Origin of the sequence: Delftia sp. WY8, assembly GCF_018437695.1 — a bacterium.
GTDB classification, from domain to species: Bacteria; Pseudomonadota; Gammaproteobacteria; order Burkholderiales; family Burkholderiaceae_C; genus Comamonas; species Comamonas tsuruhatensis.
In genome coordinates, this window is the sequence record NZ_CP049795.1 from 3,694,002 (window position 1) to 3,711,549 (window position 17,548).

Sequence of the window (17,548 nt, forward strand, 5' to 3'; positions counted from 1 at the left end):
CGGCCATGCAGCGTTTCGACCTGAACCAGATCGCCGCCAGCCCCTGGAAGAACGGGGGCGGCAGCACGCGCGAGATCGCCTGCTGGCCGCCCGGGGCCGGCATGGAGGCCTTTGGCTGGCGCATCAGCGTGGCCACCATTGACCAGCCCGGCCCGTTCTCGGCCTTTGCGGGCGTGGACCGGCAGATCATGCTGCTCGATGGCGACGGCGTGCACCTGCGCGGCGAAGGCATCGACCATGTGCTGGACGCGCGCTGGCAGCCGTTTGCCTTCTCCGGCGATGTGGCGCTGGGCTGCTCGCTGCTGGGCGGCACTTCCACCGACTTCAACGTGATGGCGCGGCGCGGCCGGTGGCGGGCGCAGGTCCAGGTGCTGGACAGCGCTGCCGACGCCGGCCGCGCCGACGCCGGCCTGTGCATGGTGCTGCAGGGCAACTGGCAGGCGGATGGCGCTGCGCTCATCCCCGGCCAGGGCCTGTGGTGGAGCGCGCAGCAGCCCGACCCGCAGCAGCTGGTGCCGCAGACCGACGACGCGCGGCTGGTGCAGGTGCTGCTGCAAGCCTGCTGACGACCCACGACATCCAAGGAATCCCCCCCATGACCGAGCCCCACGCACCCGCTTCTGCACCTGCTTCCGCACTCGCTCCATCCTCTTCGGCCGACGGCTGCTGGCAGAACCTGCGCCTGGCGCCTGACATGTTCGAGGCCGGCCAGGCCGTGGGTGACGGGGAGGATGCCTGCATCGTGGTGCAGCAGGGCCGCGTGGCCTGGGTGGGGCCGCAGCAGGCCCTGCCGCCCGCATATGCGTCCCTGCCGCGCCATGACGGCCAGGGCATGCTGGCCACGCCGGGCCTGGTCGATTGCCACACCCACCTGGTCTATGGCGGCGAGCGCGCCAACGAATTCGCCATGCGCCTGGACGGCGCCAGCTACGAGGAGGTGGCACGCGCCGGCGGCGGCATCGTCTCCAGCGTGCGTGCCACGCGCGAGGCCAGCGAGGACGAGCTGTTCGCCCAGGCCCTGCCGCGCCTGCAGCAGCTGCTGGACGAGGGCGTCTGCGCCATCGAGATCAAGTCGGGCTACGGCCTGGCGCTGGAGCACGAGCGCAAGCAGCTGCGCGTGGCCCGGCGCCTGGGCCAGGCCCTGGGCGTGACCGTGCGCACCACCTTCCTGGGCGCGCATGCGCTGCCGCCCGAGTACGCAGGGCGCAGCCAGGACTACATCGACCTCGTCGCCGGCACCATGCTGCCCGCGCTGGCGGCCGAGGGCCTGGTCGATGCGGTCGATGTGTTCTGCGAGCGCATCGCCTTCTCGCTGGCCGAGACCGAGCAGGTCTTCCAGGCCGCACGCGGCCTGGGCCTGCCCGTCAAGCTGCATGCCGAGCAGCTGTCGAACATGGAGGGGGCGGCCCTCGCGGCCCGCTATGGCGCGCTGTCGTGCGACCACATCGAGCACCTGTCCGAATCCGGCATTGCCGCCATGCGCGACGCGGGTTCTGTGGCCGTGCTGCTGCCCGGCGCCTACTACACGCTGCGCGACACCCACATGCCGCCCATCGCGGGCCTGCGTGCCGCGGGCGTTCCCATGGCCGTCTCTACCGATCACAATCCGGGCACCTCCCCCTGCCTGAGCCTTTTGCTCATGGCCAACATGGCCTGCACCCTGTTCCGGCTCACCGTGCCCGAGGCCCTGGCGGGCATCACCCGCCATGCCGCGCGCGCCCTGGGCCTGCAGGACGAGCATGGCCTGATCGCGGCCGGCCGTCCCGCCCACTTCGTGCTCTGGCCCGTGCGCCATGCGGCCGAACTGGCCTACTGGTTCGGCAGCAAGCCTGACTGCACCATCGTGCGACAGGGCCGCATCGTGCGGACCCGCGGGCAGGGGAGCTACTGAAAGCCTGCTCATGTCCCATGCACTGTTTCTCGATGAATTGATTTCCACCCTGGGCGCCGAAGTGGCGCAGCGCGGCGACGATGTGCCCGCGCGCTACCACACCGACTGGAGCGGCACGCCGCCCCAGCGCCCGCTGGCCCTGGTGCGCCCGCGCAGCACCGACGAGGTCAGCGCGCTCATGCGCCTGTGCACGGCCCACCGCGTGCCTGTCGTGCCCCAGGGCGGGCTCACGGGCCTGGCCGGTGCGGCCGTGCCCGTGCCGGGTGCTGTGGCCGTCTCCATGGAGCGCATGAATGCCATCGAGGACGTGAACGCGCGCACCGCGCTGATGACCGTGCAGGCCGGCGCCACGCTGCAGGCCGTGCAGGAGGCGGCCGTGGCCGCAGGCATGGTCTTCGGCGTGGACCTGGGCGCGCGCGGCAGCTGCCAGATCGGCGGCAACGTGGCCACCAATGCGGGCGGCAACGGCGTGCTGCAGCACGGCATGATGCGCGAGCAGGTGCTGGGCCTGGAGGTGGTGCTGGCCGACGGCACGGTGCTGCCCATGCTGCGCCCCATGCTCAAGAACAACACGGGCTACGACCTCAAGCAGTTCTTCATCGGCTCGGAGGGCACGCTGGGCATCGTCACGCGCGTGCTGCTGCGCCTGCGCCCCGCGCCCCAGGCCCGCGCCACGGCCCTGGTGGCCGTGCCGGACTTCGATGCGGCGCTGTCCGTGCTCGCGCGCATGCAATCGCGCTTTGGCAACGGCGTGGCGGCCTTCGAGCTCATGTGGGACAGCTTCATCCAGGCCTCCATCCGCTGGCAGAAGCTGCAGCCGCCCTTTGGCCAGGCGCATGCGCTGCTGGCCCTGATCGATGTGGACGGCAAGGACGAGGCCACGCTGCGCGCCGACGTGGAAGAGGCCCTGGGCGAGGCCATGGAGGCCGGCGAGGTGGCCGATGCCGTCATCGCCCAGTCCGTGGCCCAGGCGCGCCAGCTGTGGAAGCTGCGCGAGGCGCCGGCCGAGCTCAACACGAACATGCATCCGCCCGTCAACTTCGACGTCAGCCTGCCCCAGGCCGACATCGGCCGCTTTGCCGATGCCTGCCGCGCCGCGTTCGACGCGCGCTGGCCCGGCCACCACTCGCTGTTCTTCGGCCATGTGGGCGACGGCAACCTGCATGTCTCGGTGGACGGTGCCACCGCCAACGGCGACTGCGAAGGCGTCGAGGCCGCGCTGTACCACCTGGTCGGCGAGTTCGGCGGCAGCGTCTCGGCCGAGCACGGCATCGGCCTGCACAAGAAGCCCTATCTCGGCGCCAGCCGCACCCCGGCCGAACTGGCCGTGATGCGCGCCATCAAGCAGGCGCTGGACCCCCTGCATCTGTTCAACCCCGGCAAGGTATTCGACCTATGAACGCTCCCGCCATCCACGCGATCCACACCCTGGCACGCCCCGAAGTGCCGCCGCTGCCGCCGTACAACGCAGGCCTGTCCTCCGAGGCCGTGCGGGCGCGCTACGGCGTCACCGAGATCGCGCGGCTGGCGAGCAACGAGAACCCCTTTGGCGCCAGCCTTGCCGTGGCCCGCGCCCTGGCCGACCTGGCCCTGCATGTGGGCACCTATCCCGATGCGCAATGCACGGCGCTGCGCGCGGCCATCGCAGCGCGCACCGGCGTGCCGGCCGAGGCCATTGCCGTGGGCAACGGCTCCGAGGACATCCTGCAGATGCTCTGCCAGGCGTTTCTCTCGCCCGGCGACCGCGTGCTCACCCAGCGCCCGGCCTTCGGCCTGCACGAGATCTACCCGCGCATGATGGGCGCCCGCGTCGAGCTGCTGGAGCTGACGCCCGCGCTGGGCTTCGATGTCGATGCCTGGTGCCAGGCGCTGGCGCGCGGCCCCAAGATCGCCATGCTGGCCAATCCCTCCAATCCCGTGGGCTGCATGTTCAGCGCCGGCGATTTCGTGCGCCTGCTGGACGCCACACCGCCGCAGACTCTGCTGGTGGTGGACGAGGCCTACTACGAGTACGCCCTGCACGCCGACGGTTACCCCGACGTGCTGACCCTGCTGCGCGGCCGCGCCATGCCCTGGATCGTGCTGCGCACCTTCTCCAAGGCCTGGGGCCTCGCAGGCCTGCGCGTGGGCTACGGCCTGGCCAGCGACGCGGCCCTGGTGCAACTGCTGGACCGCGTGCGCACGCCCTTCAACGTCAACCAGGCCGCCCAGGCGGCGGCGCTGGCGGCCTGGGGCGACGAGGACTTCATGCAGCGCGGCGTGGCCGAGACCGTGCGCCTGCGCGATGTGCTGGCGCAGCGGCTGGCCGCCCCGCCTGCCCTGCCCGCACTTCGGATAGCGCCTTCGGCCGCCAACTTCCTGTTCATCGACATCGGCCGCCCCAACGGCCCCGTGAACGAGGCGCTGCTGGCCCGGGGCCTGATCGTCAAGCCCTGGAAGGAGCCGGGCTTCGAGCACTTCATCCGCGTCTCCGTGGGCACCGAGGCCGACAACGAACGCTTCGTGCGCGCGCTGGCCGAGATCCTGGAGGCCGTGCAATGAGCGGCATCGACCAGAGTTCCGACAGCCGCACGCTGTTCGCCGAGCATGCGCTGCTGCCCACGGGCTGGGCGCGCAATGTACTGCTGCGCTGGGATGGCGCAGGGCGCCTGCAGGCCGTACAGGCCGACGCCCCGCCCGGCAGCGCGCCGCGCGCGCCCGGCCCCGTGCTGCCCGGCATGCCCAACCTGCACTCGCATGCCTTCCAGCGCGCCTTTGCGGGCCTGACCGAATACCGCGCCGAGGCCCAGGACAGCTTCTGGAGCTGGCGCGACCTCATGTACCGCTTTGCCGCGCGCATCACGCCCGAGTCGCTGGAGGCCATCGCTACCTGGCTGTACGTGGAGATGCTGGAGGCCGGCTACACCTCGGTCTGCGAATTCCACTACGTGCACCACGACCGGGATGGCCGCCCCTATGCCGACGACGCCACGCTGTCCCTGGCCCTGCTGCGCGCCGCGCGCAAGGCCGGCATGGGCATCACCCTGCTGCCCGTGCTCTACCAGACCAGCGGCTTCGGCGGCAAGCCGCCACGCGCCGACCAGGCGCGCTTCATCCGCAGCACCGACAACATGCTGGCCCTGCTGCAGCGCCTGCTGCCCGAGGCCCGAGCCCAGGGCGCGGCCCTGGGCCTGGCGCCCCACTCGCTGCGCGCCGTGCCGCCCGACAGCCTGCGCGTGGCCGTGGAGGGCCTGACGGCGCTGGACGCGCGCGCGCCCATCCACATCCACATTGCCGAGCAGACCCAGGAGGTGGACGACTGCCTGGCCTGGAGCGGCCAGCGCCCCGTGCAATGGCTGCTGGAGCATGCCCCCGTGGACGCACGCTGGTGCCTGGTCCACGCCACCCACATGACGCCCGGTGAATACACGGGCGCCGCGCGCAGCGGCGCCGTGGCCGGCATCTGCCCCACCACCGAGGCCAACCTGGGCGATGGCATCTTCGACATGCCGCAATGGCTGGGCCACGGCGGCGCCTGGGGCGTGGGCTCGGACAGCCATGCCTGCGTCAACGCGGCCGAGGAACTGCTGATGCTCGAGTACAGCCAGCGCCTGTCGCTGCGCCAGCGCAACGTGCTGGCCGGCCCCGACCCGCAGGTGGGCACCGCGCTGTGGACCGCCGCCGTGCAGGGCGGTGCCCAGGCCGCAGGCCGCCCCGTGGCCGGGCTGGCCGTGGGCCAGCAGGCCGACTTCCTGGCGCTGGACGCAGGCCATGTGGCAGTGGCCGGCCTGCCGGTGCAGGCCGTGGTCTCGGCCCATGTCTTCGGCAGCCACCGCAGCAGCGCCCTGCACAGCCTCTGGGTGGGGGGCGAGCGCCGCGTGCAGGCCGGCCGGCATGCGCTGCACGAGGCGGCGGCCCGCGGCTTTGTCGCGGCCCGCGCGGCCACCCTGCAATCCTGAGGCCCCCGCATGCCATGGGCCCGCGAAACCCGCCAGAAACGTTCCAGAATCACGCCATGACCGATACCGCTCCCCCTCCCTTCATCTTCCACCAGGGCACGGCGCCGCTGCTGATCTCCATGCCGCATGCGGGCACCCATGTGCCGCCCGACATCGCCGCGCGCCTGACCGAGGAAGCCCGCCACGTGCCCGACACCGACTGGCACCTGCCGCGCCTGTACGAGTTCGCCAAGGCCATGGGCGCCTCCATCCTCGTGGCCACGCATTCGCGCTATGTGGTGGACCTGAACCGTCCGCCCGATGGCGCCAGCCTCTACCCGGGCCAGAGCGTCACCGGCCTGTGCCCCGTGGACACCTTCGACGACACGCCGCTGTACGCCGACCCGGCCGATGTGCCCGCGGACGCCGAGATCGCCGCGCGCCGCGAGGCCATCTGGGGCCCGTACCACGCGCAGCTGCGCGCCGAGCTGGACCGCCTCAAGGCCGTGCACGGCACCGTGGCGCTGTGGGACGCGCACTCCATCCGCTCGGTGCTGCCGCGTTTCTTCGAAGGCAAGCTGCCCGACCTGAACCTGGGCACCGGCAAGGGCACGAGCTGCGCGCTGGAACTGGCCGAGCATCTGCTGGCCATTGCGCAGACCGCGCCGGGCCACACCGCCATACTCAACGGCCGCTTCACGGGCGGCTACATCACGCGCCACTACGGCCAGCCCGAGGCCGGCATCCACGCCGTGCAGCTGGAGATGACGCAGTGCAGCTACATGCAGGAAGCCCTGCCCTTCGGCTACCTGCCCGAGCGCGCCGAACAGATCCAGCCCACGCTGCAGCGCATGCTGCAGGCGGTGCTGGACTTCGTCACGACACGGCGCGTGTCCTGATCAGCCTTCGTCGTGGCAGTGGCCCGGGCAGGGCCCGCCCATGGCCACGGGCGGCGGGTCGCCCAGCCAGCGGCGTGGCCCGGGGCCGTTCTGTGCGCACAGGTCGCCGGGGTTGTGCAGCACGCAGTGGCGCAGCGACAGGCAACCGCAGCCAATGCACTGGTCCAGGCTCTCGCTGAGCCGCTGCAGCTCGCCTATGCGGTCGTCCAGCCGCTGCTTCCAGACCCGCGACATCTTCTGCCAGTCCCCGCCCGTGGGGACATGGCGGCTGGGCAGCTTGGCCAACTGCTCGGCGATCTCCTCCAGCGTGAAGCCGATGCGCTGGGCGAACACCACGAAGGCGATGCGCCGCAGCGACGAGCGGTGGTAGCGCCGGTGGCCGCTGGCGCTGCGCACGGACTCGATCAGGTTCAGCGACTCGTAAAAGCGCAGCGCCGAGGCCTTGACCCCGCTGCGCTGCGCCACGTCGCCGATGCTGAGCAGCGGATCATCCTCGGTTTTCATGGTGGCTTTCCTTCGTGGCTTGACTTCAAGTTCACTTGAACTCGAAGAATGCGGCCATTCTGAGCGAAAGCGCAGGAACAGGGCAACCGGGGCTTGTACCGCCCCTGCAGGCGTCCTGGCCGGACTGCGAAATTCTTTGGCCGAGTGCTGCAATGACGCAGCTGCCGTTCATTCATACAGTAATGGGTCTCATTTGTATTGAATGGCAGCGGCCGGAGGTTTCCATGTACATCGACAGCAGCAGCTTTCCCCTGGTCCGCATGGGCTACGAGCGCGACAAGGCCGTGCCCGTGGACCGCTTGCTGGAGGACTTCTCGGCCCTGCTGGCCCGCGGCCAGGCCTTTGTCTTCTTCAGCGACGGCGACATGTCCCAGGAGGAGCGCTCGCCCGAGGAGCGCAAGCAGGTCGTGCTGTGGATGAAGGCCCGCCGCCCCGAGCTCAAAAGCCTGGTGCGCGCCCTTGTCCACGCCGAGCCCGATGCGCACAAGCGCGCCGAGGCCGAGGCCTTCGCACAGATGTTCGGCAAGGCCTGGGGCTATCCCATGCTGCTGGTGGCCTCCCCCGAGGAGGCGCAGCAGCGTGCACGGGAGCTGCTCGGGTCCGATTGATGACCGATTGACATGAACTGAGAGAAACACCATGAATGCCGTGGATTCCGCCCTGCTCAAAGTCCTGCCCGAGAGGTGGGATCCCGACCATGTGGACCGTCCCGTGATCGTCCTGCCGATGCGCTCGGGCCCGGGTGACTGGGCAATGGACTTCCATGCCCACCGCAAGAGCCAGCTCATGGTCACCAATGCGGGCCTGATCACGCTGGAGACCGAGGCCGGAGTCTGCGTGGTGCCGCCGCGCAGCGCCGCCTGGATTCCGGGCGGCACGCTGCACCGCGTCAGCTGCAGCGGTGCGGCCAGCGGCCATATCGTCTTTGTGGAATCCGGCGCGGCGCGCCCCGCGCCCGGCCCCTGCCATGCGCTGGCCGTCTCGCCCTTTCTGCATGCCCTGCTGGAGCGCGTGCAGGGCCTGCCGCAGGACTACGAGCCCGACAGCGGCGATGGCCGGCTCATGCAGGTCCTGCTCGATGAAATCCAGAACGCGCAGCCCGAGGGCCTGCACCTGCCCCTGCCGCGCGACCGCCGCCTGCGCCGCATGACCGGCGCCCTGTGCGAGCAGCCCCAGCTGCAGGCGCGGCTGGCCGACTGGGCCCAGCGCATCGGCATGAGCGAGCGCAGCATGACGCGGCTGTTCCTGGCCGAGACCGGCCTCACCGTCAACCAGTGGCGCCGCCAGCTGCATGTGCTCACCGCGCTGCAGCAGCTGTCCCAGGGGCTGCGCATCCAGACCGTGGCCGATGCCCTGGGATACGAAAGCGCACCGGCCTTCGTGACCATGTTCCGCAAGGCCGTGGGCACCTCGCCGCGCCGCTTTCTGGCACTGCGCAGCGCGGTGCGCTGATCGCTACGAAAGCCGCAATCCCAGGCCGACCAGCACGGCCACCACCATCGCCGCCCCGAAGACATCCCAGCGCTGGATGCGCCGGTACCTGAGGATGACGACCAGGACGATGCCGATCAGCGTGATCAGCCGGGCCTGGAACACGGTGCCCAGCAGGAAGCAGATCACGATCTGCGCCCAGTAGGTGAGCAGGCCGGCCATCGGCGGCCTTTTCGATGCGGGCGGATTCGGGTCCGGTGCGGCCGGTGATGGCGATGGCGATGGAGAGGTCGATGCCGCGGGCAGGGTGCTTGCGGCGCCGGGGGCAGGGCCAGCCGCCTGCCGGGCGACCTGCCGTTCCTCCTGGCGCTGCTCGCGCCGCTGCTGGTCGGTCTTCTCCAGCACGGGCGCTGCGGGTGCGGCCGGCTGCCACCATGGCTTGCCGCTGGCCAGCGCAGGTGCCTGCCCGCCGGCTGCCAGGCGCCGGAACGTGGCGTTTGCGGCGGGCTTGGCGCGCGCGGCGGCGCGGTCCTGCCGGCTGGCCTCGAGCAGGGCGTCGTTCGCCCGGTCCACAGGGCTGCGCGTGAGCTGCCGGGCCTGTGCCAGCAGCGGCCCGCCCTGCACGGGATCGACCTGGTGGACGAACTGCGCCATTCCCAGCAACTGCGAGGCATGGGCCGGCTGGCCTTGCCAGTGGGGCGCCTGGGCAGGCTGGACAGATTGGCCTGGCAGGCCTGTCCCGGCCTGCGTGGCGCGGTGCAGGGCGGCGCGCAGGCGCCTGCGCGTCTGGCGCGATACGCCGGGCTTGTCCGCGTTCACCACCAGCCCCGTGACCTCCTGGCGGCGGCCCTTGCGCATCACGCGCTCCTTGTCGGGGTGGGGCGTGAAGCCTTCGTCGCGCAGTATCCAGCGCACGCGGCCCAGCAGCCGCCCCACGTTGTCGCGCGCGGCCTCGCCCGAGGCCGAGAAGGTCAGGTCGTCCGCATAGCGCGTGTACACAAAGCCCAGCTGCCTGGCCAGGCCCAGCAGGCGGCGGTCCAGGCGGCGGCACAGCAGGTTGGTGAGCATGGGGCTGGTGGGCGCGCCCTGGGGCAGCACGCGCTCGCGCGCCTTGCCGCCAACGAAGAGCTTCTCGCCATCCACCTGCCAGGCCTGGGCGCGGTTTTCGCTGCACAGCAGGGCCAGGAGGGTGGCCATGGCCTCGCCATAGCCCAGATGCCGGAACACGCCCTTGATGCGGCCGAAGGCAATGCTGGGAAAGAAGTCCTTCACGTCCAGGTTGATGACCACGTCGTGGCCCGCATGCGGCGCGGCATTGCTCACGATGGAGCGGCCGGCCAGGAAGCCGTGCGCGGCATCGTGCGCGGGCACCTTGGCGAGGATGTTGTCCAGCACCCAGTACTGCGCGCGCTTGAGGCGCGGCATGGGCGCGGAGATCAGCCGCTCGCCGCCGGTCTTCTTGGGCAGGGTGAACGAGTGGTAGTGGTGGGTGCGGGCCACCTCGCGGTGAAAGCCCAGGAAGCGCAGCTCGGCCACCGTGATGCCCATGGCCTGCGCCAGCTGGGCGGCATCGGCCAGCTGCGGCAGGCCGTGCCGGGCGAGCCGCTGCGGATCGGCCTGCCGGCGCTCCGTGCCATCCCGGGCGGCATCCTGCAGGGCCGCGGAGACGCCGGGGCCCAGATAGCCCACGTGCGTGGACCGCCTGGCATGCCAGGCCAGCGCCTTGTCATGGCGTTCCTGGGCCTGGCGGCGTTTGGTTTCCTCGCGCTGGGCCAGCGCCTTTTGCATGCGCTCCTTGCGCATCTGGCGCAGTGCGCGCTCGGGGTTCTGGCGCACGGCGATCTGCTGGCGCAGCTCGGCCAGCTCGCGCTGCAGCTCGCCTTCGCGCTGGATGTGGGCGGCGGCCAGCTGCGGCTGTCCCTCGCCCTTGGGCCAGAAGCCCAGGCGCTGCATTTCCTCGAGGATGACTTCCTGTTTGCTGGAGGCCTTGATGCGCTCGTAGATCTCGGCGCGCGTGGGTTGCGGCTGGCTCATGCGGCAACCCCTGCAAGGCGGGCCCGGCCGGTGCGAGGCGGGCAAGAAGGTGGAGCGACGCGCTTCTCGTCGAAGAGCCCGCAGGGCTCACGGGACGGGAGCTGTTCGCTCGACGCCACCCCGCGACGGTATGCGTGTTTCGCTTGTGGCAAGCCACTCAGGAAAACGCATACCGTCGCTGGGGTGGCACAGTGAAAACGGCGCCCGTGGTGCATGAAACGGCAGTTCACAAGGGTGGCGAAACACCACCCGGGTTGCAAGAGCCTGCGCGTCGCTCCGCGTGGCAGTGTAGAGCAATTGAGGCGGTTCACGCGATTTCTCCTTGTCCTGCTGCGGCCGCCTGCTGCGGGCCTGCCGGCTGGCGTGCGGCATCGAGCTGGGCCTGCGCCACCAGGCGCAGCGCAATCATGTGCTCGCAGGGCCCCTGGCGCAGCCGGTGCTGCTGGTAGTGGTTGCAGCTGCAGCGCGCATCGGTCAGGCGCTCGTCCGCGTTGAGTTCGAGCTGGGTGTCGAACAGGCGCTTGCCGTCGGCGCGCGGTATCTGGCCGGTGATGCGGCTGAAGCCGTCCTTGCGGTCGATGCGCGGCGGGGCAATGGCCTTGCCGCGCACCAGGGCCAGCGCCTTGTCCTCCTCGGGGTTGGCGGGCTGCAATTGCTGCGCCGTCAGCGGCTCGCGCAGCAGCTCGCGCCAGGCGTAGCGCCCGGCGTCCAGGTCGTAGACCGCGCGCCCGGCCTGCATCCAGCGTGTCATGGCCGTGTGCACCTGGGCCGGAACCAGGCCCGTGGCCTGGGCCAGTTCCTGCGCGCCGGCCTGCCAGCACGACTGCAGTTGCCGGCCCACGGCCTCGACCTGGGCGGGCGTGACCTCGGCCTGCGGCGCCATCAGGTGAAAGCGCGCGCTGGCGGCCCAGTCGTTGGCGCTCCAGCCCGACAGGCCCAGCGTGACCGTGACCTGGCCCAGCTCCACCACCCAGAAGCTGGGCATGCCGCTGCCCAGCAGGTGCACGCGCACGCGCGTGGCCTGCGGGATCAGCCGTTCCAGCGTGAGCAGGCGCCGGCGCCCCCACAGGCGGATGGTGCCGCCGCCCGTGCCCAAGGCATCGCTGACGACGTGCGAGCGCCGGGTGGCCAGGCGTTCCTCCCAGGGCTCGAACACCACGGCGGGCGGCTGCCCCGGCGTCAGCTCGAAGCGCAGCGCGCGCGGGCCATGGCGCTCGCGCCGGGCACGCAGCCGCGCGCAGATGTTGAACAGGTCCATGGGGTGCAGTTCCACCACGGTGGCGGGCATGGCCATGGCGCTGGAGACCTGCACGAAGCCGCGCAGCCAGCTGTCGGGCAGGTCGATCTTTTCCTCGCGCAGTGCCGGATCGGCGCCCACCTGCACGGCAAAGCCGGCCGGGTCCAGCGTCAGCCGCGTGTCCCGGTAGCTGCGGATCTTCTGGAACTCTTCGTAGAGGCTGGCCGAGTAGTCGATGTTGGTGGTGCCGCAGATGCGCTCGCCCGCATGCTCGAAGGCCTCGTGCCGGATGCTGACCGCGCAGTAGCTGGACTCGTCCTGGCTGAAGGCCTCGAACAGCAGCCGGTCCGGGTGCACGGTGATCACGGGGTCGAGCACGTACCAGGCATCGCGGTTGGCCTGGTACAGCCAGTCGAAGTATTTGCGCTGCGCCTTGTAGAAGGGCGCGAGCACCTGGTTGCGGGTCTCGCGCAGGTCCTTGAGTTCGGCGCTGATTTCCTTGGCGCGCGCCTGGGCGCCGCCGGTGTCGGCCATGAAGCCGGCCAGCAGCTGGGACTCATGCTCCTGCAGCCATTCGCGGTAGGCCGTCTTGTCGCGGCCGCGCGTGCGCATGTCGCTGACCACCACGCTGTGCAGCGCGCTGAGGCCTTCGCGCACCTGCAGGAAGGCCGGGCCGTCGCGCCGGAGCAGGCCGTCGAAGCGCGTGGGAGGCCGCAGCAGGTCGGGCGCGAAGGAAAACGCCTGTTGCGTGGCCGTGTCGCTGACCTGCGTGCTGCCGTAGTACTGATAGCGAAATTCCATGTCCGTTCGACTCCGTGCTGTGAACAGGCGCTCAGGTGGAAGACGGGGCCTGGCCGCGCCGCTCCGCCGCCAGGGGCTGCATGAAGCTTTGCGCCAGATGGGGATGGCGCTGCACGATGTCGCGCAGCCCGGCCACATAGTCGGGCTGGTCGGCCTGGCTGGCGCTGACCACCTGCCGCGCGAAGATGGCCGCGACCACGGCCGCAGTCTCGGGCGCATCGACCTGGCCGCGCAGGAAATGCAGCACGCGCGTCTTGCTGGCGCGCGCGCGGTGCACCTGGCTGAGCACAGTCAGGAAGTAGGGCTGCAGCTCCTGCAGGCGCGTGGCGCGCTGGGGCGCGGGCTCGTCGGGCAGGGCCAGCAGCCATTGCGTGACGAACAGCTGCACGCCGGGGGCCGGGTGCTGGGCCAGGCGCGCGAGGTAGAGGCTGGCCTCGGGCGCGCTCATGTGCTGCTCGAGCCGCTGGCGGCCCAGGGCCTGTACCCAGGACTGGGGATGGTCCACCCAGCCGATCAGCAGCTCGGGCGTGAGCGCATTGGCCGGCAGCCGCTGGCCGAACATCTCGCGTGCGTACTGCTGGGTGTCGGCGAACAGGGCGTCGGCCAGCGGCAGCAGCTGTTCCGCCTGCTCGGGCCGGGTCTGTTCCATGGGCGTGAGGCGCGTGTCGATGCTCTGGCGGCTCAGGGCGCGCACATCGGCATCGGCATGCCGCGCCAGCGTGGACCACTGGCGCAGGGTGTAGGCCTGGATGTCCAGCGCCTTCAGGCCCCAGGCGCCGTAGCGTTGCGCACCCGTGGCCTGGGCCTGCAGGGCGCGCCAGATGCCCGAGGCATCGCGGGCCGGGGCCACGGCGGCCAGCGGGCCGGTGAGCAGGCGCAGCGCCGCGTCGTGGACGCCTTCGGCCTTTTCCGCACGGAACAGCACCTCGTGCAGGCGTTCGGCGATCTGGGCGTTGCAGCGCGCGTTGTACAGAGGGGTGCCGGCCAGGCGCTCGACCAGGGGCGCGGCCGCTGCGCGCAAGGCGGCATGGGGCGATACCGCAAACCCGGCCAGCATGTCGGCCTGCTCGCACAGCAGATCGTCGGCCAGGCTGCCCATGAGCCGTATGCCGCAGGCCATGCGCGCAGGTTCCTCGGATTCCAGCAGCCCGCGCAGCGCCGCCGCAGGCAGGGTGCGCAGGCCTTGCGGGTGGACCAGCAGCCAGGCGGTCGCCATCTCCACCAGTGCCGTCACCGAATGCGCCAGCAGGTGGTGCAGCGGCGGGGCCGGAACGCCGGGCGCGTGCGCGACCAGCGGTGCCTTGTCCGCGAAGAGGGCCTGCACCGCATCGCGGATGTCGGCCAGCGCAGCGCCGTCCGCATCCAGCGTGGGCAGCGCCGCCAGCAGGGCCAGGGCCACGGCGGCGCCATCGGCATAGAGCAGCAGGGCCAGTGCCTGCGTGCGCGAGCTGGCGGCGGGCGACAGCAGCAGGGCCGCCACCAGCTCGGCATCGCGCGCGGCGGCTGCGCGGTCGCGCGACAGCCAGGCGCCCAGGTAGCGGGCGGCCGGCCCCTCGCCGCATTGCGCAAGCGCCAGCAGCCAGGGGCGGCGCGCCGCATCGTCGGTGAGAGCGACCATGCGCTGCTGGGCAATCTCCAGGCCCAAGGCGGCGGCGGGCGCATAGGTTTGGTGCAGCAGCGGCGCGGCGGCCGCCGCATCCAGGCTGTCCAGAAAGGCCTTCTGGTCCTGCAGAGCGCGCGTGAGCGACCACAGCAGCAGCGTGGACTGCGAGCGGCCCACCAGCTGCAGCAGCCGCTCGGGGTGGGCATCCCACAGGGGCGACAGCCCTTCCACGCGCTGCGCGGGCAGCTGCTGCAGGTCCAGCGGCTCGTCGGTGTACCAGCCATGGGCGCGTGCCGAGGCATGCAGCTGCGGCCAGCGCGGCAGCAGCAGCCGGGCGGCGAGCAGCCAGCGCGATTCGGGCAGGCGGCCGGAGCGCGAGGAAGCCTGGCCCGCGCAGCGGCGGTCCATGGCCTGGAGCAGGGCCGTGGCCTGCGCGGCGCCTTCGCTGTGCCCGGCCGAGACCATGCGCCGCAGCTGGCGCCAGCCGCGCAGGCGCAGGTACAGGGAGGTGTCGCGGCTGAAGACGGCACCCTCGTCGCGCGGGCCATCGAAGCGGGCATGCAGCACGGCCAGCAGGGCGTGGTCGCGCCGCCACTCGGCACGCTTGTGGATGCGCCGTATGGCAGGCCACCAGGGGCGTGTGAAAGGGATGCGCTCCATCCAGGCCAGCAGCTGCCGGTGGACGGCGCCATCGTGCGCTCCCAGCGTATCGGCCGCCAGCAGCGCCTGGGGCGTGAGGGCGTTGAACACGGCCTGCTGCGCCTGCGAGCCGTCCTCCGGCGGGGCGGTGCGTGTCTCTTGTTCCCCCTGTGCCCCTTGCTCCCCTTGTACCCACTGCTCCCACTGATCCCACTGATCCCGGTGCTCCTGCAGCGCCGCCTGGCGCTCCTGCGGCGCGAGCAGCGCCAGCCAGGCCTGGTGCGCCAGGTCGCGCGTGGCCTCGCTGGCGCCGCGTTGCGAGAGCGCCTGCAGGGCCACCGCCGCGCCGCCATCGCCCAGGCGGCCCACCAGATAGGCCAGGCAGTAGTCGAGCAGGTCGTCGCCCGTGCCCAGCAGGGCCACCAGGCGCGGCACCTGCGCATGCAGCAGGCGCTGGGCGCCGCCGCCGCGCGCGGCATCCGCATATTCCGCCAGGCGCCACACCAGGCGCGCCTGCTGGCCTGCGGGCATCAGCCGCCAGGCATTGCCGTCCAGGCGCCGGCACAGGGCCGGTATGGCGGCGGCCTGCACGGGCGACTCCGGCAGCTGTGGCGGCTGCGGCGCCGGTTCCTGGGCGTGGACAGTCAAGGGCAAGGCTTGCACGCCATCCAGCTCGGCAAAACCTTGCTGGGACTGCAGCACATCGCCGGCCGCCAGGCGCTGGCGCAGATAGGCCAGTGCGCGCTGGCGTGCAGGCTCCAGTGCCAGCGGCAACGGGGTCAGCGTGCTGTCATCGACCTGCGCGACGACGCCGGCCTTCCATTGCGTGACCTGCAAGGTCACGACATGGCGCGCCGCCGCGTCGCGCCCCTGCGGGTCCAGGGCCACCAACGTCACGGTGCTGATTCGTTCATTGCGTCCCTGCGGGCGGGACAGTACGGCTTGAGCAAGCAGGTTCATGCGGCAGGCATCCAGTGCTTTTCCATATGGGGTTGGCTGGCGGGAACAACCAGGGCCGCAAAGTGTTCGCTGCCGTCGTTTCCCGCTGGCCAACGCAGGGTCAGATGGCATCGCAGTGTAGTGCCTCGATGCCCTGCGGGCGCCGCCCGCCGCGTGCCCGCCGCAGTGCCGATGGCCGCTGCGCTTGTCCGATCCGGCCATTGATTCCCCTGGCAAACCGTCCTCAATTTTCGTGGTGTCTTTGTGGCTGGATCTTGACTTCAAGTTCACTTGAACTTGAAGAATGCAACCCATTGTGAGCAGCCGCCGGCAAGGCCTTCAGAGCCTGCGGTACAGCCCCCTTTTTCCGGCCCTGCACCGTCCCCGGCAGCAGGGCCTTGCCCATCCCCCTCAAGGAGAGTCGATCCATGCCAGTTCTTCCCCCGCCGCCGTTGCGGCGTGCCCTGTTCGGAGGCGCCCTGGCGGCGCTGGCCCTGCTTGCCGGCTGCCGCCCGCAGGCCGTGGGCGATGCCCATGCCAGCGACGGCCCGCCGCCTGCGCCCGAGGTGCTGGTGAGCGAGGTCGTGCCGGCCAGCGTGCGTGTCTGGGACGAGTTCAACGGCCGCATCGATGCCGTGGACTCCGTGCAGCTGCGCCCGCGCGTGTCGGGCTATATCGAGCGCATTGCCTTCAGCGAGGGGCAGGAGGTCAGGAAGGGCCAGCTGCTGTTCGTGATCGACCAGCGGCCCTACCGCGCGGCCCTGGCCAGCGCCGAGGCCGAGCTGGAGCGCACACGTGCCGGCGCCGCCCTGGCGCGCACCCAGGACCAGCGTGCCCGCCAGCTGGTGGCCGAGCATGCCGTCTCGCGCGAGGAAGCCGACACGCGTGCCGGCGCCATGGCCCAGAGCGCCGCCCAGGTGCGTGCCGCCGAGGCCGCGCTGGCGGCCGCGCGGCTCAACCTGGACTTCACCGAGGTGCGCGCGCCGGTCTCCGGCCGCGCGGGCCGCGCCCTGCTCACCGTGGGCAACCTGGCCCAGGCCGACCAGAGCGTGCTGACCACCGTGGTCTCGCAGGACCCGGTGTATGTGTATTTCGATGCGGACGAGCACAGCTTCCTGCGCCACCAGCAGGCCGCCAACGCCGCCAACGGCGGCAAGGGCCGGCCCGTGCGCATGGGCCTGGCCAGCGATGAGGGCTTCCCGCACAAGGGCACGCTGGATTTCACCGACAACCAGCTCAACGCCGGCACGGGCACGGTGCGCATGCGCGCCCGCATGCCCAATCCCGACCGCCTGCTGACGCCGGGCCTGTTCGCGCGCGTGCAGTTGCAGTCAGGGCAGTCCGAGCAGGGCGGCGGCGGGCAGCAGGCGCTGCTGATCGACGACAAGGCCGTGCTCACCGACCAGGACCGCAAGTACGTGTATGTGGTGGGCGAGGGCAACAAGGCCGAGCGCCGCGACCTGGAGCTGGGCCGCATGGTCGATGGCCGGCGCGTGGTGCAAAAGGGCCTGGCGGCGGGCGACCGCCTCGTGGTCGGCGGCCTGCAGCGCATCTACTACCCCGGCATGCCGGTCAGCCCCAAGCCTGCGCCCGGCGATGGGCAGGCGGCGGTGGCCCAGGCGTCGGCCGTGGCCGCGCAGTGAACCGGGACGC

The 17,548-nt window shown here is 71.4% G+C and carries 13 protein-coding genes; 9 read left to right on the top strand and 4 right to left on the bottom strand.

Annotated features, from left to right (window positions below):
* The first annotated feature begins 5 nt into the window (after positions 1-5).
* Genes G4D77_RS17050 through hutG form a run of 6 tightly spaced genes read left to right on the top strand, consistent with a single transcriptional unit; the run spans position 6 to position 6,707 of the window.
* Entirely contained in the window at positions 6-566 is a 561-nt protein-coding gene (locus G4D77_RS17050) for a HutD/Ves family protein (protein ID WP_043783094.1), read from the top strand.
* A 29-nt stretch (positions 567-595) separates the two neighbouring features.
* Positions 596-1,891, top strand: a complete 1,296-nt coding sequence (gene hutI, locus G4D77_RS17055; RefSeq protein WP_154833042.1) for an imidazolonepropionase — start codon at positions 596-598, stop codon at positions 1,889-1,891.
* Positions 1,892-1,901: 10 nt separating this feature from the next.
* The gene (locus G4D77_RS17060) at positions 1,902-3,290 is read left to right on the top strand and encodes an FAD-binding oxidoreductase (protein WP_034397627.1); all 1,389 of its coding nucleotides are present in this window, start codon (positions 1,902-1,904) and stop codon (positions 3,288-3,290) included.
* Positions 3,287-4,432 carry a histidinol-phosphate transaminase gene (locus tag G4D77_RS17065; protein WP_154833044.1) on the top strand — a complete coding sequence of 382 codons (1,146 nt, stop codon included), beginning with the start codon at positions 3,287-3,289 and terminating at the stop codon, positions 4,430-4,432. Before G4D77_RS17060 ends, G4D77_RS17065 begins: the two co-directional genes overlap by 4 nt.
* Positions 4,429-5,829 carry a formimidoylglutamate deiminase gene (locus G4D77_RS17070; protein ID WP_154833046.1) on the top strand — a complete coding sequence of 467 codons (1,401 nt, stop codon included), beginning with the start codon at positions 4,429-4,431 and terminating at the stop codon, positions 5,827-5,829. The genes G4D77_RS17065 and G4D77_RS17070 overlap by 4 nt, the downstream gene beginning before the upstream one ends.
* Positions 5,830-5,843: 14 nt before the next feature.
* Entirely contained in the window at positions 5,844-6,707 is an 864-nt protein-coding gene (gene hutG, locus G4D77_RS17075) for an N-formylglutamate deformylase (protein ID WP_213757695.1), read from the top strand.
* On the opposite strand, the gene soxR is transcribed toward hutG, so the two are convergent.
* Complete coding sequence (gene soxR, locus G4D77_RS17080) at positions 6,708-7,211, bottom strand: redox-sensitive transcriptional activator SoxR (protein ID WP_012202096.1); 504 nt, start codon at positions 7,209-7,211, stop codon at positions 6,708-6,710.
* A gap of 224 nt (positions 7,212-7,435) precedes the next feature.
* Between soxR and G4D77_RS17085 the strand changes: the two genes are divergently transcribed.
* Positions 7,436-7,819, top strand: coding sequence for a hypothetical protein (locus G4D77_RS17085; protein ID WP_016447388.1), 384 nt, complete (start codon positions 7,436-7,438; stop codon positions 7,817-7,819).
* A 31-nt stretch (positions 7,820-7,850) separates the two neighbouring features.
* Positions 7,851-8,663 carry an AraC family transcriptional regulator gene (locus G4D77_RS17090; RefSeq protein ID WP_016447389.1) on the top strand — a complete coding sequence of 271 codons (813 nt, stop codon included), beginning with the start codon at positions 7,851-7,853 and terminating at the stop codon, positions 8,661-8,663.
* A gap of 3 nt (positions 8,664-8,666) precedes the next feature.
* On the opposite strand, the gene G4D77_RS17095 is transcribed toward G4D77_RS17090, so the two are convergent.
* The 3 genes from G4D77_RS17095 to G4D77_RS17105 all read right to left on the bottom strand — a co-directional run bounded on the left by G4D77_RS17095 (position 8,667) and on the right by G4D77_RS17105 (position 15,916).
* Positions 8,667-10,676, bottom strand: coding sequence for a reverse transcriptase family protein (locus G4D77_RS17095; protein ID WP_154833050.1), 2,010 nt, complete (start codon positions 10,674-10,676; stop codon positions 8,667-8,669).
* A 307-nt stretch (positions 10,677-10,983) separates the two neighbouring features.
* Positions 10,984-12,714 (bottom strand): SWIM zinc finger family protein, encoded by a 1,731-nt coding sequence (locus G4D77_RS17100; RefSeq protein ID WP_154833052.1) that lies wholly within the window; start codon positions 12,712-12,714, stop codon positions 10,984-10,986.
* Positions 12,715-12,745: 31 nt separating this feature from the next.
* On the bottom strand, positions 12,746-15,916 hold the full coding sequence (locus G4D77_RS17105; RefSeq protein ID WP_213757696.1) for a hypothetical protein: 3,171 nt from the start codon (positions 15,914-15,916) through the stop codon (positions 12,746-12,748).
* Positions 15,917-16,323: 407 nt separating this feature from the next.
* Between G4D77_RS17105 and G4D77_RS17110 the strand changes: the two genes are divergently transcribed.
* The gene (locus G4D77_RS17110; protein WP_016447393.1) at positions 16,324-17,538 is read left to right on the top strand and encodes an efflux RND transporter periplasmic adaptor subunit; all 1,215 of its coding nucleotides are present in this window, start codon (positions 16,324-16,326) and stop codon (positions 17,536-17,538) included.
* Positions 17,539-17,548 lie beyond the last annotated feature (10 nt).

What these genes read in the sequence shown, in the direction of transcription:
- G4D77_RS17110 (WP_016447393.1), top strand. Translation starts at nt 16,324, where the DNA reads ATGCCAGTTCTTCCCCCGCCGCCGTTGCGGCGTGCCCTGTTCGGAGGC.
- G4D77_RS17090 (WP_016447389.1), top strand. Translation starts at nt 7,851, where the DNA reads ATGAATGCCGTGGATTCCGCCCTGCTCAAAGTCCTGCCCGAGAGGTGG.
- G4D77_RS17050 (WP_043783094.1), top strand. Translation starts at nt 6, where the DNA reads ATGCAGCGTTTCGACCTGAACCAGATCGCCGCCAGCCCCTGGAAGAAC.
- hutI (WP_154833042.1), top strand. Translation starts at nt 596, where the DNA reads ATGACCGAGCCCCACGCACCCGCTTCTGCACCTGCTTCCGCACTCGCT.
- G4D77_RS17095 (WP_154833050.1), bottom strand. Translation starts at nt 10,676, where the DNA reads ATGAGCCAGCCGCAACCCACGCGCGCCGAGATCTACGAGCGCATCAAG.
- G4D77_RS17060 (WP_034397627.1), top strand. Translation starts at nt 1,902, where the DNA reads ATGTCCCATGCACTGTTTCTCGATGAATTGATTTCCACCCTGGGCGCC.
- soxR (WP_012202096.1), bottom strand. Translation starts at nt 7,211, where the DNA reads ATGAAAACCGAGGATGATCCGCTGCTCAGCATCGGCGACGTGGCGCAG.
- hutG (WP_213757695.1), top strand. Translation starts at nt 5,844, where the DNA reads ATGGGCCCGCGAAACCCGCCAGAAACGTTCCAGAATCACGCCATGACC.
- G4D77_RS17085 (WP_016447388.1), top strand. Translation starts at nt 7,436, where the DNA reads ATGTACATCGACAGCAGCAGCTTTCCCCTGGTCCGCATGGGCTACGAG.
- G4D77_RS17065 (WP_154833044.1), top strand. Translation starts at nt 3,287, where the DNA reads ATGAACGCTCCCGCCATCCACGCGATCCACACCCTGGCACGCCCCGAA.
- G4D77_RS17105 (WP_213757696.1), bottom strand. Translation starts at nt 15,916, where the DNA reads ATGAACCTGCTTGCTCAAGCCGTACTGTCCCGCCCGCAGGGACGCAAT.
- G4D77_RS17070 (WP_154833046.1), top strand. Translation starts at nt 4,429, where the DNA reads ATGAGCGGCATCGACCAGAGTTCCGACAGCCGCACGCTGTTCGCCGAG.
- G4D77_RS17100 (WP_154833052.1), bottom strand. Translation starts at nt 12,714, where the DNA reads ATGGAATTTCGCTATCAGTACTACGGCAGCACGCAGGTCAGCGACACG.